The 23,076-nt window shown below is 73.6% G+C and carries 14 protein-coding genes and 2 pseudogenes; 4 read left to right on the forward strand and 12 right to left on the reverse strand.

The window, feature by feature from the left end; genetic code table 11:
- Positions 1-4: 4 nt before the first annotated feature.
- The 5 genes and pseudogenes from tmk to FRANEAN1_RS01530 form a co-directional block, all read right to left on the reverse strand.
- Positions 5-2,425 (reverse strand): dTMP kinase, encoded by a 2,421-nt coding sequence (tmk, locus tag FRANEAN1_RS01510; protein WP_041253588.1) that lies wholly within the window; start codon positions 2,423-2,425, stop codon positions 5-7.
- Positions 2,425-5,496 carry a type I DNA topoisomerase gene (gene topA, locus FRANEAN1_RS01515; RefSeq protein WP_012157752.1) on the reverse strand — a complete coding sequence of 1,024 codons (3,072 nt, stop codon included), beginning with the start codon at positions 5,494-5,496 and terminating at the stop codon, positions 2,425-2,427. Before topA ends, tmk begins: the two co-directional genes overlap by 1 nt.
- A gap of 655 nt (positions 5,497-6,151) precedes the next feature.
- Positions 6,152-8,512, reverse strand: coding sequence for a sodium-translocating pyrophosphatase (locus tag FRANEAN1_RS01520; RefSeq protein WP_012157753.1), 2,361 nt, complete (start codon positions 8,510-8,512; stop codon positions 6,152-6,154).
- Positions 8,513-9,189: 677 nt separating this feature from the next.
- A pseudogene (locus FRANEAN1_RS01525) lies at positions 9,190-9,793 on the reverse strand (ATP-binding protein).
- Between the two features lie 36 nt (positions 9,794-9,829).
- The gene (locus FRANEAN1_RS01530; RefSeq protein WP_012157755.1) at positions 9,830-10,171 is read right to left on the reverse strand and encodes an STAS domain-containing protein; all 342 of its coding nucleotides are present in this window, start codon (positions 10,169-10,171) and stop codon (positions 9,830-9,832) included.
- 335 nt (positions 10,172-10,506) lie between these two features.
- Between FRANEAN1_RS01530 and FRANEAN1_RS01535 the strand changes: the two genes are divergently transcribed.
- On the forward strand, positions 10,507-12,954 hold the full coding sequence (locus tag FRANEAN1_RS01535) for a DEAD/DEAH box helicase (RefSeq protein ID WP_012157756.1): 2,448 nt from the start codon (positions 10,507-10,509) through the stop codon (positions 12,952-12,954).
- A 108-nt stretch (positions 12,955-13,062) separates the two neighbouring features.
- Positions 13,063-14,085, forward strand: coding sequence for a hypothetical protein (locus tag FRANEAN1_RS41945; protein WP_012157757.1), 1,023 nt, complete (start codon positions 13,063-13,065; stop codon positions 14,083-14,085).
- 83 nt (positions 14,086-14,168) lie between these two features.
- Here the strand turns inward: FRANEAN1_RS41945 and FRANEAN1_RS40580 are convergent.
- The 7 genes and pseudogenes from FRANEAN1_RS40580 to FRANEAN1_RS01575 form a co-directional block, all read right to left on the reverse strand.
- A pseudogene (locus tag FRANEAN1_RS40580) lies at positions 14,169-14,546 on the reverse strand (Rv3654c family TadE-like protein); the annotation flags it as partial.
- A complete protein-coding gene (locus FRANEAN1_RS01550; RefSeq protein WP_012157758.1) occupies positions 14,543-14,938 on the reverse strand; it encodes a TadE family type IV pilus minor pilin in 396 nt (131 codons plus the stop codon). The gene FRANEAN1_RS01550 and the pseudogene FRANEAN1_RS40580, both read right to left, overlap by 4 nt.
- Positions 14,939-14,948: 10 nt before the next feature.
- Entirely contained in the window at positions 14,949-15,203 is a 255-nt protein-coding gene (locus FRANEAN1_RS42875) for a DUF4244 domain-containing protein (protein ID WP_347176939.1), read from the reverse strand.
- A 191-nt stretch (positions 15,204-15,394) separates the two neighbouring features.
- On the reverse strand, positions 15,395-16,954 hold the full coding sequence (locus FRANEAN1_RS01560) for a hypothetical protein (RefSeq protein WP_012157760.1): 1,560 nt from the start codon (positions 16,952-16,954) through the stop codon (positions 15,395-15,397).
- Positions 16,951-18,312: a TadA family conjugal transfer-associated ATPase gene (locus tag FRANEAN1_RS01565; protein ID WP_347176940.1), complete on the reverse strand. Its 1,362-nt coding sequence runs from the start codon at positions 18,310-18,312 to the stop codon at positions 16,951-16,953. The genes FRANEAN1_RS01560 and FRANEAN1_RS01565 overlap by 4 nt, the downstream gene beginning before the upstream one ends.
- Before the next feature lie 179 nt (positions 18,313-18,491).
- Entirely contained in the window at positions 18,492-19,964 is a 1,473-nt protein-coding gene (gene ssd / locus FRANEAN1_RS01570) for a septum site-determining protein Ssd (RefSeq protein ID WP_012157762.1), read from the reverse strand.
- 158 nt (positions 19,965-20,122) lie between these two features.
- Positions 20,123-21,112: a hypothetical protein gene (locus FRANEAN1_RS01575; RefSeq protein ID WP_012157763.1), complete on the reverse strand. Its 990-nt coding sequence runs from the start codon at positions 21,110-21,112 to the stop codon at positions 20,123-20,125.
- A 310-nt stretch (positions 21,113-21,422) separates the two neighbouring features.
- Here FRANEAN1_RS01575 and FRANEAN1_RS01580 point away from each other — a divergent pair, with 310 nt between their 5' ends.
- A complete protein-coding gene (locus FRANEAN1_RS01580) occupies positions 21,423-21,914 on the forward strand; it encodes a phage holin family protein (protein WP_012157764.1) in 492 nt (163 codons plus the stop codon).
- Between the two features lie 116 nt (positions 21,915-22,030).
- The gene (locus FRANEAN1_RS01585; RefSeq protein ID WP_041253592.1) at positions 22,031-23,071 is read left to right on the forward strand and encodes an alpha/beta fold hydrolase; all 1,041 of its coding nucleotides are present in this window, start codon (positions 22,031-22,033) and stop codon (positions 23,069-23,071) included.
- The last annotated feature ends 5 nt before the right edge of the window (positions 23,072-23,076 follow it).

Below are 23,076 nucleotides of genomic sequence, written 5' to 3' on the forward strand. Positions count from 1 at the left end.
ATCATCATCGCGGGTCGTCACCGGTGATCGCCGGGCGCAGGCGTCCGGCGATCACCGCACGGATCTGCCGGTGCAGCTCCTGCGGGGAGAGCGTCGCGTCCAGGATGACGTGCCGGTCCGGATCCTCGTCCGCGAGCCTGCGGAAGTGCTCGCGGACCCGTCGGTGGTAGGCCACGGCCGCGACCGGGTCGGTGCCGGAGCGATCCGGCCCCGCGCCGTGCCCGGCACCGCCGCCGCGCCCGGCACCGCCATCGTGTCCGCTGCCGTCGCCCTCGCTCTCCCGCCCGAGGTGAGGATCACTCCCACCTCGGGCCAGCGCCTGCTCCGCAGGCAGGTCCAGCAGGATCGTCACGTCGGGCAGCAACGAGTGGCTGGCCCACTGGGTCAGCACCGTCAGCTCGTCGCTGTCGATCCGCTGGCCGAGCGCCTGGCACGCGATCGCGGAGTCCACGTAACGGTCGGTGAGCACGATCGCGCCCCGTGCCAGCGCCGGTTCGATGACCCGGGCCACGTGCTCGGCGCGGTCGGCCGCGTCCAGCAGCAGCTCGGTCCGGGCGTGCAGCCGGTTCGCGGGGTCGTCCAGCAGGTCCCGCAGGCCCGCGCCGAGGGACGTCCCGTCGGTCTCGTACGCCGGAACGACCTCGCGCCCGCTCGAGGACAGCCAGCTTCGCAACAGCTCCAGCTGGGTCGTCTTGCCGGCGCCCGCGGCACCCTCGACGGTGATGAACAATCCGCCATGACGGCGGCGGGCAGTGCCCGGCCGCCGCCCGCGCAGCGCGTTCCACAGCTCGGGCAGGACGGCTTCCCCGGTGTGGTCGTCCATCTGGCGGTAGGAGAACAGGCCGACCGCGACGGCGAGCAGCCCGCCGGCGAGCAGGACGACGGTGACACCGTCGGCCCGGACGTTGATGTCACCCCAGAGGTGGACCTGGTGCGAACCGATCAGACCGACGAGGGCCGGCGCGGCCGCGAGTACGACCAGCAGGTCGACCCGTACCAGCGACTGGACCAGCGCGAAGGTGCGCCCGCGCAGCTCATCGGCGACCTCGGCCTGCAGCAGTGTGTACCCGGTCACCCAGGCGACGCCGGCGAGGGCGCCGACGAACACGACCAGAATGCAGGCGATCACCAGATTCGGGATGATCGCGACGACCACCAGCGTGATTCCCGCGGCGGTGACACAGACGCCGAAAAGGCGGGTGCGGCTGTAATCCCCGAGCAGCTTCGGGCCGGCGCCCATTCCGGCGGCGAGGCCGATGAACACCGCGCCGAACAGCACGCCGTAGGCCGAGTCGCCACCGCCGAGGATCTCGACGTAGAGCTTGCCGAGCGCCACCACACAGCCGGCGCCGGCGAAGCCGCCGAGGATTCCGACGACCAGCCCGCGGACGAGGCGGTCCTGGCCGACGAACTTCCAGCCCTCGGTGATCGAGGCGAAGAAGCCCGGCTCCGTGCTGTGCTCGGGCCGTTCCGCGCGGCCGATCGACCGCAGGCCCCAGATGACGATCGCCGACCCGAGGAACGTGGCCGCGTTGAAGTACAGCGCGATGTCCAGAGAGGAGTCGCGGAAGAAGTGAATGGACGGGCCCAGGGCCCGGGACACGGTGGCGAGCAGCGTGAAGATCGCCGCGGCCAGCGGCGCCGTGCCGTAGGTCGTTATCAGGCTGAGGGTGTTGGCCGCCGCGAGCCGGTTACGCGGGACCAGGTGCGGGATCGAGGCCTCCTTGGCCGGTGCCCACACCAGGCTCACGCACTCGACGAGGAAGGACGCGATCAGTAGCCATCCGAGGGTTCCCACGATCGGGATGGACAGGAACAGCCCGAACCGCATCACGTCGGTGATGACCATGGTCATCCGGCGGTCGAGGCGGTCGGCGATCGCTCCGGCGAGCGGGCCCAGCACGAGCGCGGGCAGCAGACGGACGATCAGCAGGGAGCTGATCGCGAACGCCTGTCCGGAGAAGCTCTCGGTCAGCTGGGTGACCAGGGCGGTGGTCGCCAGCAGGCCCATCCAGTCGCCCAGGCTGGAAAGGCTGAGCTGGATCCACATCCGGCGGAACTCGGGAATCCGCAGAACCGCCCGCAGGTCGCCGTCCGAGCCGCCGGTGGTACGCGCACGCGGTGGCGAGGGCACCGTCGTGACCGGATGACGGCTCAGTGGCCGCCGGACCCGCATCCGTGGCGGACGCGGGGCCCGCCGACCAGCTGGCGGCCCAGCGCCTGGCGGCTCGGTGTTCGGTAGGTGAGGGCCTGGCGGGTCAGCGGTCGGCGAATCGGTGCTCGGCGAATCGGTGCTCGTCGAGTTGGCGCTCGGCGGGTCGGTGTTGACCGCGGGAGCCGCCGCGGGCTCCCGCGGAGCCGCCCGCGCGGCCCGCAGCGGTGTCTGGTCCAGCTTGCCGTGGCTCTCGCCGACGGGCAGATCCATCAGCTCGACCGCTGCGAGCCACCGGACGTTGCTCCGGTGGCGCTGTCGGTGCCGGACGCGTCGCCCGCGGCGGTGCCGGTCGCCCCGGCGTCGCTGGCGGCGGACTTCGACGCGCGGGAGCCGGACTTCGCCGTGCCGCCCGACGTCTTGCCCGCGGTCTTGGCCTTCGTGGTGGTCTTCGCGGCCGTCCGGGGCTTGGCTGTGGCCTTCGCGGGCGCCTTGGCCGTGGTCTTCGTGGTCCGGCGCGGCGTGGTCGTGCCGCGGGCTCGGCGGTCCGCGAGGAGCTCGGCGGCACGCTCGACCGTGATGGTCTCGACCGCGTCGCCCTTGCGCAGGCTGGCGTTGGTCTCGCCGTCGGTCACGTACGGGCCGAACCGGCCCTCGCGCAGGACCATCGGGCGCTCGGTGGCGGGGTCGGGCCCGAGCTCACGCAGCGGCGGCGTCTGCGCCGCTTGGCGCCGACCGCGGGCCTTCGGCTGCGCGAGCAGCGCGAGCGCCTCGTCCAGCGTCACCGTGAACAACTGGTCCTCGGACTCCAGCGAACGGCTGTCGGCGCCCCTCTTCACATAGGGGCCGTACCGCCCGTTCTGGGCGGTGACCTCCGCGCCTTCCGCGTCGGTGCCGAGGACGCGGGGGAGCGTCAGCAGCCGCAGCGCGTCCTCGAGGGTCACGGTTTCCAACGACATGGTGCGCAGCAGGCTCGCGGTCTGCGGCGGCTCGCTGTCCGTCGTCACGTACGGGCCGTAGCGGCCGGCCTTCGCGGTGATCGACGCACCCGTCTTCGGGTCCGTGCCGAGCAGACGGTCGCCGCTGGGCGCGGCCAGCAGTTCGAGCGCGCGCTCCACGGTCAGCTCGTCGGGAGCGACCTCGTCCGGGACGCTGGCACGCCCGTCGGCGTGCTGGACATAGGGCCCGTAACGGCCGACCCGCACGACGACAGGCTCGCCGTCGTCCGCCTTGCCCAGCGGGATGGAGTTGACCTCGCGGGCGTCGATCTCCCCGAGCCGCTCGCCGACCAGGTGCTTGAGGCCCTCGACCGCGCCGGAACCGCCGGTGTCGGTCGTGTCGGGCAGACCGAAGTAGAACCCGGTGAGCCAGTCCGTGGACGCGGCCGTACCAGCGGCGATCGCGTCGAGGTCGTCCTCCATCGAGGCCGTGAACTGGTAGTCCACGAGCCGGGTGAAGTGGTCCTCCAACAGCCCGACCACCGCGAACGCGACGAAGCTCGGGACCAGCGCGGACCCCTTCTTCCACACGTAGCCGCGGTCCTGGATCGTGCCGATGATCGACGCGTAGGTGGACGGCCGGCCGATCCCCAGCTCCTCCAGCGTCTTGACCAGGCTGGCCTCGGTGAACCGCGGCGGCGGGCTGGTCGTGTGGCCACGCGGGGTGAGCGTGCGAGTGGCCAGCGGGTCCCCCCGCCGGACGTCGGGCAGCCGCCGCTCGCGGTCCTCGAGCTCGGCGTCCGGGTCGTCGGCGCCCTCGACGTACGCGCGCAGGAACCCGGGGAAGGTGATCACCTTGCCGGAGGCGGAGAACTCTGCGTCCTCCCCGGAGCTGGAGGTCGCGCCCAGGCGGATGGTGGCGCTGGTGCCGCGCGCGTCGGCCATCTGGCTGGCCACCGTGCGCTGCCAGATCAGCTCGTACAGGCGGAACGAGTCACCGTCGAGCTCCGAGCGCACCTCACCCGGGGTCCGGAAGTGATCCCCGGCGGGCCGGATCGCCTCGTGGGCCTCCTGGGCGTTCTTGACCTTCTTGGCGTAGACGCGGGGCCGGTCCGGGACGTACTCGGCGCCGTAGAGGGTGCGGGCCTGGTCCCGGGCGGCGACCAGGGCGGTCTCGGACAGGTTCGTCGAGTCCGTCCGCATGTAGGTGATGTAGCCGTTCTCGTAGAGGCGCTGCGCGACCTGCATCGTGCGCTGGCTGGAGAACCGCAGTTTGCGGCCGGCCTCCTGCTGGAGCGTGGAGGTCATGAACGGCGGGTAGGGCGAGCGCCGGTACGGCTTGGTCTCGACCGACCGCACCGCGAACGCGGCACCGGTGAGCCGCCCGGCCAGCGCGCGGGCACCGGCCTCGTCGAGCAGTGCGACCCCGTCGGACGTCAGCTCGCCGGTCGGGGCGAAGTCGCGGCCGCTGGCCAGGCGCCGCCCGTCCAGCGCGACGAGGGTCGCCGGGAGCGGGGTCGTGTCGAGGGCGGCGCCGTCGTGCGCGACGTTCTGCTGGAAGACGCCCTCGATGTTCCAGTACTCCGCGGTGCGGAACCGCATCCGCGCCCGCTCCCGCTCGACGAGGATGCGGGTCGCCACGCTCTGGACCCGCCCTGCCGAGAGCTTGGGCATGACCTTCTTCCACAGCACGGGGGAGACCTCGTAGCCGTAGAGCCGGTCCAGGATCCGCCGGGTCTCCTGGGCGTTGACCAGGTTCTCGTTGATCTCCCGCGGGCTGTCGACCGCACGCTGGATGGCCTGCGGGGTGATCTCGTGGAAGACCATCCGCTTGACCGGGACGGTCGGCTTCAGAGTCTGCAGGAGGTGCCAGGCGATCGCCTCGCCCTCGCGGTCCTCGTCTGTCGCCAGGTAGAGCTCGCTGGCGTCCTTGACGAGCGACTTGAGCTTGCTGACCTGGACCTTCTTATCCGGGCTGACGACGTAGAGGGGCTCGAAGCCGTTGTCGACGTCGACCCCGAGCCGGGCCCACGGCTTGCCCTTGTGCGCGGTCGGCACGTCGGCGGCGCTGCGCGGCAGGTCGCGGATGTGGCCGATGCTCGACTCCACCTGCCACCCCGGGCCCAGGTAGCCCGCGATCGTCTTCGCCTTGGCCGGCGACTCCACGATCACCAGACGGGTCCCGTTACCGTTCGTGGTGGCCCGCGCCGGGCGGCGCCCGCCCGTGGCGCGGGCGCCCGAAGCGCGCCCTGCGGTGGCGCCGGCCTCGGCAGTCTCGGCCGCTTCGGCCTTGGCTGCCGTGGCGCTGGCCGCCGTGGCGCTCGCTGCCGCGGGCTTGGTGGGCTCGGCGACCGGCGTGGGCGACCCCGCGGTCGTCCGGCTCGTCGAATTCGTGCGCGGTGGCACTTCTCTCCTCGTTACGGCGTGCTGCTCCGGTGGACCGCTCGGGACGTCAGTGCCGCCCGGGTGATCCTCGTGTGATCTACCTCTGTCAGTTGCTCCAATGCCCGCCCGGGGCTGTTGTCTGCGCGCCGGCGATTCCCGCTCCATGGGCGTGGACACGGGCCCGGCGCGACCGGACATCTCCCGCTGCCGGAATCGGCCGCAGGGAGCACCGTACGCCGGTGTGTGGCTGGAGGGCTCCCCCCGTCCGCCGTCGGGGGCCGCGCGGGCACTCCCTCGGCGGTTGCGCCGGCAGGTATCCGCACCATCGTGCCGTCGTCCACGCCGGGCGGTCCAGCGGCAGACGATCGCGTGCCGGATGACCCCGCCCGATCACCACTTTGCCCCGGAGACGCTCGCCGGACCGCCGGACCCGGCGACCACGAACGGGGCCGCATCTCGCCTACCAGGCGGGATGCGGCCCCGCGTCGCTTCGGCGAGCGAAGGGTCGACCGGCCGCGCACGACCGCGCGGGCGGGTGTCCACCAGGCCTCGACACGGCACCGGTGGCGATCCGGACGGTGTCGGACGGAGATCGTCGGGCAGCATCCGCTGCGGGACACCGTCAGATCACGCGGTCGGTGTGCCGGTTACGCGCCGACAGCGCCGGATCTCGTCGTCAGACCTTCACCTCCGAGCCCGACGGCGGGGTGCGCGTCGGCGGTGCCGAGGGCGTCGGTGGCCCGTCCCCCACCGACGAGCCCCGCCGCCTGGACGTCGCGACGACCGCGACGATCACCACGACGGCGGCGAGGGCGATGCCGATGCGGGCGGCCGTGTTCTCGTCCTCGCCCACCGAGAACTTCACGACCAGCGGAGCGATCAGCAGGCTGACGAGGTTCATCACCTTGAGCAGTGGGTTGATCGACGGGCCGGCGGTGTCCTTGAACGGGTCGCCGACGGTGTCCCCGATCACCGTCGCGGCGTGCACGTCGGAGCCCTTGCCGCCGTAGTTGCCGTCCTCCACGAGTTTCTTCGCGTTGTCCCAGGCGCCGCCCGAGTTCGCGAGGAAGACCGCCATCAGCACCCCGGCGGCGATCGCCCCGCCGAGGAACGCGCCCAGCGGCGGGTAGCCGAGGCCGAACCCGACCGCGATCGGGGCCATCACGGCGAGTGTTCCTGGCGTCACCAGCTCGCGCAGCGAGTCCCTGGTACAGATGTCCACAACGGCGCCGTAGTCGGGCTTCTCTGTGCCCTCCATGATTCCCGGCTTGGTCCGGAACTGGTTGCGCACCTCCATCACGACCCGGCCGGCGGCGCGGCCGACCGCGTTGATCGCCAAACCGGAGAACAGGAAGACTACGGCGGCGCCGATGATGAGGCCGACCAGGGCGTCCGGATAGGCGATGTTCAGCCCACCAACGGTGCCCCGGGCGGCCTCCGTGGACGCCCCCGCATCGGCGAGCGCGGTCGTGACCGTGTCGGTGAACGAGCCGAACAACGCGGTCGCGGCGAGCACCGCCGTGGCGATCGCGATGCCCTTGGTGATCGCCTTGGTGGTGTTGCCCACCGCGTCCAGCGAGGTCAGGATCGCCCCGGCGCGTTCGTCGATGCCCTCCGGCCCGGCCGACATCTCGGCGATGCCCTGGGCGTTGTCGCTGACCGGGCCGAACGTGTCCATCGAGACGATGACACCGACCGTGGTGAGCAGGCCGGTCCCGGCAAGCGCCACCGCGAACAGGGCGATCGTGACGCTGCCCGAGCCGAGGAGATACGCGCCGAACACAGCCGCGCCTATGAGCAACGCGGAGTACACGGCCGACTCGAGACCTACCCCGATTCCGGCCAGGATGTTCGTCGCCGGCCCGGTCGTCGACGCCTCGGCGACGCCAAGGACCGGGCGGCGGTTCGTCTCGGTGAAGTAGCCGGTCAGCAGCTGGATGGCGGCGGCGAGCACGATGCCGATGAGCACCGCGCTGATCGCGATCACCCGCGGATCGCCGCTCTGGGTGCTGCCTTCCAGCCCCGGGAACTCGGCGAAACTGCCCGGCAGGTAGACCATGGAGACGATCACCACGCCGATCGCGGAGACCACGGCGGAGATGAAGAAGCCCCGGTTGATCGCGGTCATGCCGGTGCGGTCGCCGTCTCTGGGGGAGACGGCGAAGATCCCGATGATCGCCGTGAGCACGCCGACCGCCGGGATCAGCAGCGGATAGACCAGCCCGTTCTCGCCGAACGCCTTGACCCCGAGAATCAGCGCCGCGACCAGGGTCACCGCGTATGACTCGAACAGGTCGGCGGCCATCCCGGCGCAGTCGCCGACGTTGTCGCCGACGTTGTCGGCGATCGTCGCCGCATTGCGCGGGTCGTCCTCGGGAATGCCCTGCTCGACCTTGCCGACCAGGTCCGCTCCGACATCCGCCGCCTTGGTGAAGATCCCGCCGCCGACTCGCATGAACATCGCGAGAAGGGCGGCGCCGAACCCGAACCCCTCGAGCACCTGCGGGGCGGTGTCCCGGAAGGCCAGGACCACCACCGCCGCCCCGAGGAGGCCGAGTCCGACGGTGAACATCCCGACGACGCCGCCGGTGCGGAACGCGATCCGCATCGCGGCACGTTCACCGCTCTCGATCGCCGCCGCCGCGGTGCGGGTGTTGGCCCGGGTCGCGAGCGACATGCCGACGAAGCCGACCAGCGCGGAGAAGACGGCGCCCACGACGAAGAACACGGAACGGCCCACACGAGCGCCCGTGTCATCCGCCGGTAGGAGCAACAGGACGAACGGGATCACGATGACGAACCCGGCGAGGGTCCGGAACTGCCGGCGGAGGTAGGCTGCGGCTCCCTCCTGAACCGCTCTGCCCACCTCGATCATTTTCGGAGTGCCCGCGTTCGCCGCTAGTACCTCGCGCACCAGGTAAGCGGCGACGAGGAGGGCGAGTGCTGCGACGATCGCCACACCGGCGACCAATCCGACAGCTCCACCGCTAAGGTCGATAGGGGGGTCCTCGGCCTGTAGGGTGTGGATCGGGGACATGGCTCCTCCCGGTCTGCTGTGTGCGCCCTCTGTGGCCGCGGCAGATGCGAGTCGGGCGCAAACGCCCGCCGTGCACCGTTCGTCGATCACAGCCGTACACGTCGCATCCGACGACGTCCTGGGTGGCGACCGACACCGGTCAGCGGGCGGGAGCCACCTTCCGGCGGGCGCCGAGCGGGCGCCGGACGTGACTCCGGTGAGGTAGCGGTGCCGGTCCGTACCCGGCGCCGCCGACCAGCCCGCGCGGTGAACGCCTTCGTGTGGCCCTGGCCTGTGGCCCGGGGCCAGGCCCCACGGGGAACACCAAGGGAAACACCGACGGCCCCGAATCGACCGTCGGTGAGATGCGGCGGAGTCTATCCGCACGTCTGTGACGTGCGCTCGTTTTTCGGTTGTGGCTGGCCGAGTCGCCCGTTTTTGTTGTAGTGCGGCCCGCGAGGTGTTGCCCGGGCCGACGCCCGCAGTCCGGCGTGCCGTTCGGCTGCCGACGGCCTGCTCGAAGTGTGGCTGGACGCGCTCGAGACTCGGGTGGGCCCCGATCACTGTCGGAAACTCACCCGAGTCGCTGTCAGGCGTCAAGCAGGCGTCGGGCCTTTCTCGGCCGCGTCAGGGCCCGTCAGGTCTCACTGCGGCTCGCCAGGTCTCACTGCGGCTCGCCAAGCCTCGCTGTCGGCTCGTCAGGCCTCGCGGCGGGCGGAACCGGCGATCTCCGCGGCCAGTGCCGCGTAGGCGGCGGAGTCGAGATCGGAATCGGCCGGCGGCTCACCGGTGTGCCAGGTCATCTCGACGACGGTGCCCGTGCCGTCCGGTGCCGCGCCGGACGGCGACCTCGTCGACCAGGCCCTCGATGAGGGCCAGGCCCAGGCCGGGCGGGAAGGGCTGGTCGGCGTCAGGGTCGCCATCAAGGCCCGGCGCGGTGAGCGCGGCGGAGCCGAGGGCCGCCGCGCCACCGAGGTCCGCGCCACCGAGGTCCAGCAGGGCAGGCGCGCTGATGAGGCCGCCGTCCGGCCCGGGGGCGACCTCGTCTCCCGGGGCGCCGCTGTCCGACACGATGACGGTGAACGTCTCCGGCGCGTCGGTCAGCGCCACGTGCACCAGCGCCTCGGGATTGCTACGGCGGTTGACCCGGACGGCTCGGGCGCACGCCTCACCAACCGCCAACTTGATCTCGTCGACGGCGCCGGCTGGCACGCCCGCGCGCCTGCTGACCGCGGTCGCGATCATCCGGGCGGTACGGACATGGCCGGGCAAGGCGGCGAAGTGCAACTCGACGGTGGGCATGCGTCCGAGGACCTGCCTTTCGCGAACGGGACCTGATCAGTCCCTGGCGGCCAGGGCTTCCTCGACGGAGGAGTGGATGGGGAAGACTTTGGTGAGCCCCGTGATCCTGAAGATCTTGAGGATACGTTCCTGGGTGCAGACCAGGTGCAGCGAGCCCTCGTGGGCACGAACCCGCTTGAGCCCGCCGACCAGGACACCGAGACCGGTGGAGTCGAGGAACTCCACCCCCTCCATATCGACCACCAGGTGGTACGACCCGGCCGACACCAGGTCGATGAGCTGCTCGCGAAGCTTGGGGGCGGTGTAAACGTCGATCTCGCCGCCCACCACGACGACCGTGTGGGTCCCCTCCTGGCGAGTCGTGAGGGACAGATCCACGGATCCTCCTAGTGGTTCTTCCCGGCGCCCGCGCCTCGGGCGACCGACATCACGGCGGCACTACCCTCCCATGAGGAGGATCAATCCGATGGCCCACAACACAGATGGCGAGCCGGCATTCGGTGCCGCCGACGGATGAATCGACTCGGTGTTGCTCCCCGCTCATCCGAGGCGACGCACCTCGGATGATGATATCGCCGATCTAGTGTTGGACCCGGTGTGGGGTGTCATCAGGTTGCCTACCGTTACCTGGCGGGGATCGGCCAGGTAACGGGAGCAAGTGGTGTGGATGGTGGGCGGACATCGTCCTCGGGCGACCGCCTATCGTGACGGGCGTGGGTTCGCCGGCCGTCACCGAGCACGATCCCGCGCGAGTCGGAACCGTCCTGGGCCGGCTCGCCCGGGACAGTCGACGGGCGGCCAACATCACCCACGTCGAGAGCGTTCCCGCCCGGCGGGGCCAGCCGGCCGCGTGGCCGGAGTGGGCCGACCCGCTGCTCGTGAGCCGGCTGCGTGCGGCGGGGATCGAGCAGCCGTGGACCCACCAGGTCGAGGCGGCCCGGGCGGCGCACGAGGGGCGCGGCGTCGTGCTGGCCACCGGTACCGCTTCGGGGAAGTCTGTGGGCTACCTGCTGCCCGTGCTGACCCGGCTGCTGGCGGAGCCGAGCTCGCGCGCCATCTACCTGGCGCCCACCAAGGCGCTGGCCAACGACCAGCTTCGTTCGGTGCGCTCACTGATGCTGACCGGTGTCCGGGCGTCCACCTATGACGGCGACACCCCGGGCCCCGAGCGGGAGTGGGTGCGCGCGCATGCCACGCTCGTCCTCACCAACCCGGACATGCTGCATCGTGGGATCCTGCCGGCACACCGGCGCTGGGCCCCGTTCCTGCGCGGCCTCCGGTTCGTCATCGTCGACGAGTGCCACGGCTACCGGGGCGTGTTCGGCGCGCACGTCGCCCAGATCCTGCGGCGCCTGCGGCGGGTCTGCGCCCGGTACGGCACCCGGCCGGTGTTCGTGCTCGCCTCGGCGACGGTGGCTGATCCGGGCCTGTCCGCCTCCCGGCTGACCGGCGTGGACGTCGACGTGGTCGACGCCGACGCGTCTCCCCGAGGGCCCATGGACTTCGCGCTGTACGAGCCGCCGCTGCTCGGCGTCCGCGCGGGACGGCCGAGCACCCCCGCGGACGGCACAGAAGTGGGTGGCCCGGACGTGGATGGTGCGGGAGTGGATGGTGCGGGCGCTCCCGTGCCACACGGAGAGAACGACGCCCCCGTCCGGCGGGCCGCGACCGCCGAGTCCGCTGATCTGCTCGCCGATCTTGTCACCGAGGGTGTGCGGACGCTGGTGTTCGTCCGTTCCCGCCGGGCCGCTGAGGTGGTGGCCGCCGCCGCCCGCCGCGGTCTGGGCGAGGCCGCCCCCGAACTGGTCGAGCGGGTCGCCGCCTACCGGGCGGGATACCTGCCTGAGGAACGCCGTTCGCTGGAGGGACGCCTCCGGACGGGTGAGCTCCTCGGCGTGGCCGCCACGTCCGCGCTCGAGCTCGGCGTTGACATCAGCGGACTCGACGCCACGGTGATCGCTGGCTTTCCCGGGACCCTGGCATCGCTGTGGCAGCAGGCCGGCCGCGCGGGCCGGACGGGGCAGGCGGCGCTCGCGGTCCTGGTCGCGCGGGACGATCCGCTGGACACCTACCTCGTCCACCATCCGGAGGCCGTCTTCGGCCGGCCGGTCGAGGCCAGCGTGTTCGACCCCGACAACCCGTACGTGCTCATGCCCCACCTGGAATGCGCCGCCAGCGAACTGCCGCTGACCGAGGACGACCTGGAGCTGTTCGGGCCAGGTGCCCGCGCGGCGGTCGACGACCTCGTCCGGCGCGGGCGGCTGCGTCGACGACCCACCGGCTGGTTCTGGACCCAGCGGCACCGCCCGGACGTCGACATCCGTGGTGTCGGCGGCCCACCGGTGCGGATCGTCGAGACGGCGACGGGCCGGCTGCTCGGCACCGTCGACGCGGCGACCTCGCACTCGACAGTGCACGCGGGGGCGGTGTACCTGCATCAGGGCGCCAGCTTCATCGTCACCGAGCTCGACCTGGACGACGCGGTGGCCTTCGTCGAGGCGGCGACGCCGGACTGGGCCACGGTCGCGCGGGAGCACACCGACATCCGGGTCGTCGAGTCCACCCGCTCCGCGCGGTTCGCCGACGTCGAGATCCATCTCGGGACGGTCGAGGTCACCAATCAGGTGATCGCCTTCCAGCGACGCCGGCTGACAACCGGGGAGGTCCTCGGGCAGGAGCCGCTCGACCTGCCGCCGCGCCAGCTGCGCACGCGGGCTGTCTGGTACACGGTGACCGACGAGCTCCTCGCCGCGGCCCAGATCGAACCCGCCGAGGTGCCGGGGGCGGTGCACGCCGCCGAGCACGCGGCGATCGGCCTGCTGCCCCTGTTCGCGACATGCGACCGGTGGGACATCGGCGGGGTCTCCACCGACCTGCACCCGGACACCGGCCGCACCAGTGTCTTCGTCTACGACGGCCATGCCGGTGGCGCGGGGTTCGCCGAACGCGGTTTCCTGCGGGTGGCGAACTGGCTGCGGGCGACCCGGGACGCCGTCGCCGCGTGCGAATGCCCGGCCGGCTGCCCGTCCTGTGTCCAGTCGCCGAAGTGCGGCAACGGCAACGAGCCGCTCGAGAAGGCGGCCGCCGTCCGGCTGCTCGACGCCGTGCTGGCAGCGGTGGACGGCGACCCCGCGGACCCGTCGAGCCCCCGGCGGGAATGAACACGATCGCGGGCCGGGGGTGCAGACGACCGTATCGGGGGTAGACCGCCCTCTGTCGGATTTTCGAGGCGGCGCAATCGATACGTAGCAGGAAATCTGGAGGTTCCGGTGGTCACCGTCGGTGTGGTCCTGTTGCTTCTGGCGGGTGTTCTCACCGCGGACATCGTCCTGGAGAACTCCGGTCAGACAGAAGTAATGATCATGGGTCAGTCGCTCTCCTTCGACGTCTGGGGGCTGTTCGTTCTCGGGCTCGCGACCGGCGTGTTGGTGGTGGCCGGTACGCAGATCACGTTGCAGGGCTTCGCCCGGGACAGGCACCGGCGCCGGCTGGAGCGCCAGCGTGCCCGCGACCTGGCCGCCATGACGCGGGCCGTGCCCACCCCAGCGCCCCGGCACTCGGCCCCGACCGCCCCGACTACCGCCTCCGCCCCGACAGCTGGGTCCGCCGCGACCACTGGGCCCACTCCGGTGGGGGCGGCGCCTCGTTCCGGCCCGGCCCCGGTTCCCGCCGGTGGCCCCGGCGCCGTCATACCGGGTGGGGCCGCTGGAACCGCGCCCTCGCGCCGATCCGCGGTCCCGACACCGGCTATGCCCGCACAGACCGGCTCCGTGCCGACGACCGCGCCTGACCCGGTCGTGCGTGCCCAGCCCAGTCGCCAGGCGGCTGCCGCGGCAGCCGACACCGGTCCGCTTCGGATGGGGCGCCGTGGGACCGGGGAGGGCCAGCCCGGCGAGGGGCGGGCCGCTGGCGCACCGACCCAACAGGGTGCCGCCGTGACCGTTCCGGTCGGCCAGGCCGGGGGCGGGCGAGCGAACGCAACCGCCCCCACGCCTGTGGCCGCGCCGGAATCCGCGCCGGGGTCGGGACGGCCGGCGGGACGTCGGCCCGCCCGCGCCGAGCGCGCCGCCACGACCGGCTCGCCGGCCGCTCCGGCGCGGCCCGTGCCGACGGCGCATCCGGGGGACCGCGTCGTGGCCCGGGTTTCCGACCTGCGGCGCAAGAAGCGCGAGGCGCAGGCGGCCGAGACCGCCCCTGGTGCCCCCACGGCGCCGGGGCCCGTCTCCGGGGCGTCCGGGGCGGCGCCGGCGTCCGGGTCGCCCACACCTCCCGCGGGCGTGCGCACCCCCTGACCATCAAGTGAGCGAGTGGGGCTGACGCCTTCCACCGCGGTCGGCTGATACGCGCCGGGCCCACCTTCCCAGGGCCCGGCGCGTGCCCATGCCCGGGCCGGGCCGAGCACCCGCAGCGGGCCGGGCAGGTCGGCCTCCACGCCGATCCTGATGCTGTCGGGTTCGACCTGACAGCGGGACAACCTTCCGGCGTTGGCGGACGCCGTCGCCGCGGCCCGGCGACAGGCCGCCTCGGGCTGGGCCGACCGGTCCGACGCCGCGGCAAGTGCGGCGAGGTCGGCCGCGGCCGCCGCGCGCTGGCGGGCCGCCCCGGCCACCATCAGGCCCAGCGCCGCCGACCCGACCAGCATGATGACGGAAAGGGCGCCGAGCAGCCAGATCGTGGCCGAGCCGCGGTCGGCGCGGGCTTCCCCGAGAAGTAGGCGCGAGAGCCGCCTCGCGGGCGGTGGGAGCTGATTCAAGGGTGTTCCACCGGGCCCTCCTCCACAGCGGCGACCGCGACCGCCGCCACCGTTACCACCGGCACCAGGCGGCCGATGTCGTCGCCACCCACCGCCACGGTGACGCGGACGCGGACCGCGCCCTCGGCCCGGGTGATCTCGATGGCGGCGCCTGGCGGTGCCACGCGCTGCGCCCAGGCCCGGGTGGCGGCCTCCGCCTCGCCGCGGGCGGCGGCCCGTGCGCCGAGGCGGGCGGCGTCGGCACACCGGGTCTGCGCCGACACCGCGCCGATCATCCAGATGAGCATGAACACGACCGTCACGAGACTCGGCAGGCCCATGGCGAGCTCGGCGGTCACCTGGCCGCCGTCGTCGTCGTGGTCGGCGTGTGGCTGCCTTACCGGTGCGGGCATCGCGGCGAGGTCAGAACGCGACTGTCAGCGCGCGCTGTACGACCGAGGAGATCAATGAGCGGGTGGCCGAGCTCGAGATGACCGCGTAGAGGACCCCCGCGAAAGCGACGGCGGCCAGCGTTCCGACCGCGTATTCGGCCGTCGACATTCCCGCGTCCGTCGGCACGCCCGCGTTCGACCGGGGCGAGCGGTACCAGCGCCGGTGCCGTGGCCGCGGCGAGGGCACGGAGCGCCGCGGGCGGAGCAGCGCGTACAGGAACAGCATGGTTGCCTCCGGGCTCAAGGGGAGCCGGGCCGGACCGGCCCGCGCACCATCGATCGTGTCGCCGGATCAGCCGCCCCGCGCCGACGAAGGAGCTCCTGTGGACGGCGGGTTCCCGTCCACAGGGGCCGCCGTAACCGAACGGCCGCGACCAAGGGGCCGCAAACGGGTCCTCCCGGCGTGGTCAAGGCGCCTCAGCCCTGGTGCGTGGGTGGAGTGGTCGGGCCGAATGCCGGGCCGAGATCCGGCACCGAGCCGATGACGACGGGTACGACCCCCAGCAGCAGGAAGGCGGGCAGGAAGCACAGCCCGAGCGGGGCGACGGCGAGGACACCCGCTCGGCGTGCGGCGGCGATGGCCGCGGCGTGGGCCTCCTGTCGGGCGCGGTCCCCGATCCTGGTCAGTGTCGCGGCGAGCTTCGCCCCCGACGACTCCGTCCGGCCGATGGCGGCGGCGGTGGCCGTCACCACGCGGGTCTCCCTGCGCCGGTTCGACCCGCGCCCCGTGCGGTGCGGATCGGCTCGCCACGACCTGCGCGAGTGCCGGGTTGGGCCCCTGCCTGGTCCGCCGCTCTCGTGCCTGGAGGACTCGTGCCTGAGCCCTTCACGGCGACCGGCCGCGCGCCGGTCGCCCCCACGCCGCCCCACCGCGCGGGCCGCGCCGGCGCGGCCCGTTCCGGCACGGGCCGCATCGGGACGAGGGGCGCCGCCGGCTGCCAGGAGCCGGTCGCATGCCTCGTCGAAGGGGACGCCCCGGCGCATGGCCCGGCCGGCGGCTTTCAGCTGGGAGCCCGCCGCACCGCCCGTCGCCACGCCGACGACCTCCAGCGCGTGCTGGGTGGTCGCGCCCGACCGCAGGCACGCGGCCACGAGGTCGAGGGCGAGGGGAAGATCGGCCAGTAGGCGGCGCCGGTACTCGCGCGAGGTCGAGCCGCCCCAGCGCCGGCCGGCGGGCAGCGGCCCGGCGCAGACCGGCGGCACCCGAGCCTGCACGCCGTCCGCGATGCGGCGCAGCCAGCGCAGTCCCGCGAGGTCGAGCAGGACGCCCGCGGTCAGGCACGCCCGACCGGCCGATCCGGTCAGCAGCACCTCCACCGGCGACGCGCCGACGAGCGCGCCCAGCGCGAGCCCGAGCAGGGGCAGCCCCGCCACCAGGCGACCCGAGGACCGTGGCCCGGCGAGCGCGGACGCCAGCTCGTCGGCCCGGGCTGCATCCGCACGGGCGGCGTCGGCGAGCATGGTCGCGACGGGGGCGAGCCGGACGCCGGCCAGCCGGCAGACCCGGTACGCCGTCGCGAGCTGGCGCAGCGCGGGAGCCTCGCACCGGGCCAGCAGGCGCGCGGGGTCCTCCGCGCCGGGCAGCAGTTCCCGCAGGCGCGCCAGGTCGAGCCCACCGGCCGCCTGCCCGGTCACGCCTGCCTGGCCGTGGCCCGCGCCGCGTCGCCGTCGGCCGGGCCGGGTGGGCAGGTCCCCGACCGAGTACAGAGCGGTTCGGAGAGCCTCGTCGGGGGCCGCGCCGGCATCGAGCTCGGTCGACAGAGCGGCCAGCACGTCCTCGGCCGCGCCGCGCAGCTCCGCCTCGTACCGCTGGTCAGCCGCGCGCCGGATGGCGAGCTGCGCCGCCCGGGCGACGATGACGGCAAGCCCGGCGAGCGGGCCGGCGAGAGCCGTCACGGCGACGATCAGGCCCAGCCGTGCGGCCCCGCCGACGAGCCTCGAGGTCGCCACCCGCCGCCCGCGGCCGCCGGTGGTCATCGTGCCTCCGGCGCGCTCGCGGGAGGCGGCGGTGCGGTGACCGGGGCCGGCCGTGGGCCGCGCCGGACCGGGGTGGCCTGATCGAAGGGCCACAGCGAGAACCCGCGGTCGCGCAGGAGCGCCCGCAGGATGGGAAGCCCCTCGCGCTCGACGCCGGCGAACGGACGCCCGCCGTGGACTCCCCGGCCACCGGGTGGCCGCTGATCGCCGGACGTCCGCTGGCCGCCGCGGGACCGGTGGTCGTCGTGGGACCGGTGGTCGTCGTGGGCCCGCTGGTCGCCACGTGCTCGGTCGTTGCCGTGCGTGTCGCGGTGGACCGGGCCGGTTCCGCCGGCAAGTGCGGGCACGATCCGCACGATCCCGTCCGTGTCGCGGCGCACGACACCGATGCCGGTGACGCGGCGGGCGCCGTCGCCGTCGCGACCGAGGTGGACGGCGACGTGGACGGCCGCGGCCAGATGGCTGTGCAGCGCGGCGCGCGGCAGGCCGGCGAGTGCCCCGAGAGCCTCGAACCGGGCGGGCACCGTCTCGGCTGTGTTGGCATGAACCGTACCGAGCCCCCCTTCGTGACCCGTATTCATCGCCATCAGGAGGTCGAGCACTTCCGGCCCCCGCACCTCGCCGACGACCAGCCGGTCCGGGCGCATCCGGAGTGCCTGCCGGACGAGCTCGCGTTGGGTGATCTCGCCCGCGCCCTCGATGTTGGGCGGGCGGGCCTCCATCCGCACCAGGTTGAACCGGGCGAGGACGAGCTCGGCGGTGTCCTCGACCAGCACGATCCGTTCGCCCGCGGGGACGGCGTCGAGCAGCGCGGCGAGCAGGGTGCTCTTCCCGGTGCCCGTCCCGCCGCTGATCACGGTCGTCAACCTGGCGGCGAGGACGGCGCGCAGCACGATCACCTCGGACGGCCCGATCGTTCCCAGCGCGGCGAGCTCGTCCAGGGTGAACGGCCGGGCCCGTGGCCTGCGCAGCGAGAGGCACGTCCCGCCGAGCGCGGGCGGGGAGAGAACCGCGTGCAGCCGGATCCCGTCGGGCAGCCGGACGTCGACGAACGGCATCGCCGTGTCCAGGCGCCGGCCGCCACTGCCGGCGAGCCGCACGGCGAGCCCGCGGAGGGCGGCGTCGTCGGGGAAGCGCACGGCCGTGTGCCGCAGGCGGCCGGCCCGCTCGATCCAGACCTGATCGGGGCCGTTGACCAGGACGTCGGTGACCTCCGGGTCCCGCAGCAGGACGCTGAGTGGCCCGAGTCGTTGCTCGCCGCCCGCGGATGCGCCTGGGATTCTCGGGGCGGCCTCGCGTTCGCCTGTTCGGCCGGGACCGCCGCCGGTGATCCCACCGATCTCCGCCATCCCGGCCATTGCGCCGAATCGACTGATCTGACTGATCTGGCCGATTCGGTCGATCCCGCTGGTCGCGCTGAGCCCACCGATTCCACCGGTCCCGCCGGCTCCACCCGTTCCGGGGAGAGGGGAACTGGCGCGAGCAACGCCGGGCAGGTGCGGGCGGTTCCCCGGGGAGGGGAGCGACTGGCGGCCATTCATCGCCGAGCTCCGCCGTCCAACCCGAGTTCCGCGATGAAGAGGTCACTGAACTCGATGATCGATGCGCCGATTCGGGGTTCCAAGCCGGTCGCCGCGTTGTCGACGACGCCCCGCTTCGTGGTCCCGTCTGTGGCATCTGAGCGCGGCTTGCCCGAAGTGCGACCTGTGGTCGGACGGTCTCCCTCGCCGTCCGCCTCCCGCCGCCGGCCCTCGGCGGCGAGCGCGGCGGGGCTCGCCCCGGGCTCGTCGTGGATCACCCCGGCCAGGGGGAGGCCCAGCCGGGCCGCGACCGCTCCGGCCGTCGCCGGACGCCCGGACAGGTCCGTCCCACCGGGCAGCATGAGCTCGCCGCGGCCACCGGGACCGGACGGCGGCAGCCGGACGACCAGCCTGACGTCCGAGCAGGTGCGAGCGGCGTATGCGATCACCCGGGCCGCCGCGGCGGTCGCCCACGGCTGCGTCGTCACGACGACGAGCACCGTCTCGCAGAGGAACAGGCCGACGTCGCAGGCCGGGTCGGCCGAGCGGGGGAGGTCCGCGACGATCAGGTCGGCGCTCCCGCGCGCCGTGGCGAACAGGGCGCCGACCGCCGCGGGCGGCAGCACCGGGATCGCCCCGCGGTCCCAGGAGAGCACCGGCAGGTCGCCGCCGGTCATGGTCGGCCCCGCGAGCAGCCCGTCGAGGAAGCCGTCCTCCTCGTTGGCGATGGGCGCCTCGCGTGGGCTCCCGCCGGTCGCGGTGCCTCCGCCGGGACGTCCGTGCGCCCCGCTGGGCGGGCCGGGACGGTGCCGCCGCGACCGGTCACCCGGCGGCACCGGGCGTGCGCCGCGAGGGGCGGTGGTGAACGGGCCCCGGCCGACCCCGGGTGGGTCCGCCGGCGGTGCCGCGGTCGACGGCATCGTGGCCGCTGACGGGCCGGCCGTCGGCGGCTTGTCGTCGCCCACCGCGATGCCGCCGAACGGGTCGACCTCCAGCAGCACCGAACGGACGCCACGCCGCAGCCCCGCCCGGGCGAGGGCCACCGCCAGCGTCGTCGAGCCGACCCCGCCCCGGCCGCCGAGGACGCCCACCGTCCGCGACCGCCGCCGCGCCGCGTCAGCCGCGCGCGAGAGCAGGTTGACCAGCCAGGTCTCGGCCTCGGGTAGGAAGATCACGTGCTCGGCGTTGATCAGGAGGGCGAGGTTCCAGGTGCGGTGATCGTCGACGTCGGTGCCGACGAGCACGATGTCGGACCGCTCCGGCAGGCCCGCGGCGACGCAGGCGGCGGCGCGGTCGGCGCCCACGACGACGAGCGGCGCGCTCGCCCAGTACCGGCTCGCGGCTCTGGCCGTCGGCACCACCGTGACGGCCGCTCCCGCCGCGGCCGCGAGCCGGAGCAGGTCGTCCAGCAGGTCGGGCGCGTCGGTGACGACGAGGGGGCGCTGGCGATGGTTTTCGTCTGCTGATGTCAGGGGCTTCGCGGGAGTCATGGCGGGGCCCGTCCCTTCGGCGCGGGTGGCTGTGTGCGGCCACCATGCGCCGTGCCCCCCGGTCTGAGTGGATCTTCAGGGTGGGCCGGGCCGTGCTATAAAAACCGTTTCGCGCGGGCCGTGCCTCGGCAGGCGTCCCGCCGGGAACGGGCCTGTACTCAGCCCCGGGAGAGTGCCTCGCACACCGCGAGGGACTCCCGCGCCGCCAGCTCCAGGGCTCCGGCACAGTGCCGCACCCAGACCCCGACACCCTCGGCGCCGCCCGCGACGTACGCGGCGAGCGCGGCACGGTAGTCCGGCTCCGTGCCGACACCCACACCCGGTACTACGGCACCCGTGCCGGCCGCTCCCGCCGGGCCGGTGCGGTCGCGGTCGAGCTCGAGATGGCCGACGTCCGTTGCCACCAGTGCCTTCGGGTCCAGGCCGCGGCTGACCAGGACGAGGCGCGCGGCGGCCCGGGCGATGATCCCGTCGAGCGCGCCGAAGGGATGGATCGCGAGCAGCTCACCGTGCGTGATCGCCGCGACCACGATCGCGGGAGCCCTGGTCGGCACGGTCAGCACCGCGGTGAGCCCGTCCAGGCGCTGGGACATCTCCGCCGCCGGCATCGCCGGCACGGGCGGAGATCCCGCGACGTCCGTGACGGCGGCCCCGGTGATGCTGGTCGGCGACCATGAGACGTCCGTTCGCGGCCGGCCGAGCACGTCGTCGGGAAGCAGCCCGCGCCCGGCGAGGACGTGCATGCGTGCCAGCGCCTGGCGCGGCGCGCGCTCCCAGGCGGAGGAGAGCGTGCCCAGCTCCGCGTAGAGGCGTACCGCTCCCAGCGTCACGGCGAGTGAGCGTTCCCACGGGTCGGCCGACTGGCTGACCGAGACCGCGGGCTGGTCGTTGTCGCGGCCGGTCTCGCCCAGCCGGGCCCGCAGCGCGTCCAGCGCGATGTCGTGGCCCTCCAGCGCGGCCGAGGCGCGGGCCGCCCGCAGCGATGCCTCGGCGGTCACCTCGGCACTGCGGCGCCGCAGGATGCGATGCCGAAGGAGCGCGTCGACGGCCGCGCGGGCTGCCGTCGCGGCCTCGTCGACACCGGGAATCGCCGCAACCTGGCTCAGTGGGTCGGTTCCGACGACTGATACCGACGAACGTGCTGTCACCCCGCAGACGCTACCCCGGCCGGGTTCGCCGGCACCGGCCCACCGCGCGGGCGGAAGGCGCCAGGTCGTCCGCCATCAGGTGTGTCATGAGGTGCGCCATGAGCGTGAGGTGGGCGAATCGTCCTCCGGATCACATCGCTCCTTCGGGTTGTTGCCCCCCGTGGTCCGCAACGAGCGGTCACACTGCAGGCAGGGCATCCGGACGGGTCGGCCGCGTGACGGCGGCCGTGCGCGCTCCCGGGAGGGCATCGTCGGCGGACCTGACCGCGGGGTCCGCCGACCGACTTCGAGAGGGAGGGCCAGTGTGCCGATGACGACCGACAGTTCGCGAGCGGGGCGGGAACCGACGCTGGGGGAGCTGGTCGCGCTCGCGACCCGGGACATGTCGTTGCTGATCCGCCAGGAGATCGAGCTCGCGAAGGCGGAGCTCGCGCGCCAGGCGGTGTCGGCCGGGCTGGGCATCGGGTTCCTCGTCGCGGCGGCCGGTCTGGGCCTGGGCGCGTTCATCGCCGGCACGGTGTTCCTGGGCGAGCTGTTCACCTGGGCGGGCCTGGAGCGCTTCTGGGCGTACCTGTTGACGGCGGTGCTCTACCTCGCCGCGGCGGGCCTGCTCGTGATCTTCGCTGTGACCAGGTTCAAGCGCCTCTCACCGCCCGAACGGACCATCCAGACCGTCCGCGACGACATCGCCTGGCTGCGCAACCCGACGAACGGGTCCAACGGCTCGGCGCGGGCGCGCACGAAGCCGGGAAACACCGGAACGCCGCCGGCGCACCTGGACGACGGCCCCAGCGCCCACTGAGGGCTCGGAGCCGCGGAGGCCCCTCTGGTCACTCAGGCCGCCGAGGTCCCGACGATCCGTGTGACCCGCGCAACCACTGGTCGGCACAGCCGCGGGATCTGCCATCCTTGCGAGCGATGGAGGATGCGACCCCCGAGTCCGCCACGGTTCTCGTCGACGGGCCGTGGCGCCACCGTGACGTATCGACCAACGGGACCCGCCTGCACGTCGCCGAGGCCGGCGAGGGGCCGCTGGTCCTCCTCCTCCATGGCTTCCCGCAGTTCTGGTGGACGTGGCGCAGCCAGCTCCGGGACCTCCCGCGGGCCGGCTACCGGGTGGTCGCCGCGGACCTGCGCGGGTACGGCGCCAGCGACAAGCCGCCCAGAGGCTACGACGCGTTCACCCTGGCCGACGACGTCGCCGGCCTGGTACGGGCCCTCGGCGAGCGGGACGCGGTGATCGTCGGGCACGACTGGGGGGGCCTGCTCGGCTGGACGACCGCGGTCCGCCGCCCGCGGGTGGTGCGCGCGCTGGCGGTGATCGGCATGCCCCATCCGCTGCGGATCCGGCGCCAGATCGCCGCGGACCCCCGCGGACAGGGCCTGGCCAGCTGCCACCTGGCCGCCTATCAGCTGCCGTGGCGGCCTGAGCGCCGCCTCGTCGCCGACGGGGCGGCGCACGTCGGCGAGCTGCTGCGCTCCTGGGGCGGACCGGGCTACCCGGCGCCGGAGACCGAGGCCCGCTACCGCCTCGCGATGCGGATCCCCGGGGTCGCGCACAGCTCCCTGGAGTACCACCGCTGGGTCGTGCGCTCGCTGTTCCGCCCCGACGGGGCACGTTTCGCCGAGCTGCTCCGGACGCCCGTGCGGGCGCCGACGCTGCAGCTGCACGGACGGCTCGACCGCTGTTTCCTGCCGTCCACGGCGGCCGGCTCGGACCGCCACGTGGCTGCCAGCTACTCCTGGCGGCTGTACGACGGGCTGGGCCACTTCCCGCACGAGGAGGACCCCGACACCGTCACCCGCGACCTGATCACCTGGCTGGCCGAGACCGCGCCCGAGCAGGCCCCCACGGCCGAGGGAGCGGCCGAACCGGCACCGGACGCCGAACCGGCGGCTGAACCGGACGCCGAACCGGATGTCCGACCAGAGCCTGGACGGGAGTACGGACGCCGGTGACCGGG

It is taken from the genome of Parafrankia sp. EAN1pec (genome assembly GCF_000018005.1).
Lineage (GTDB): Bacteria > Actinomycetota > Actinomycetes > Frankiales > Frankiaceae > Parafrankia > Parafrankia soli.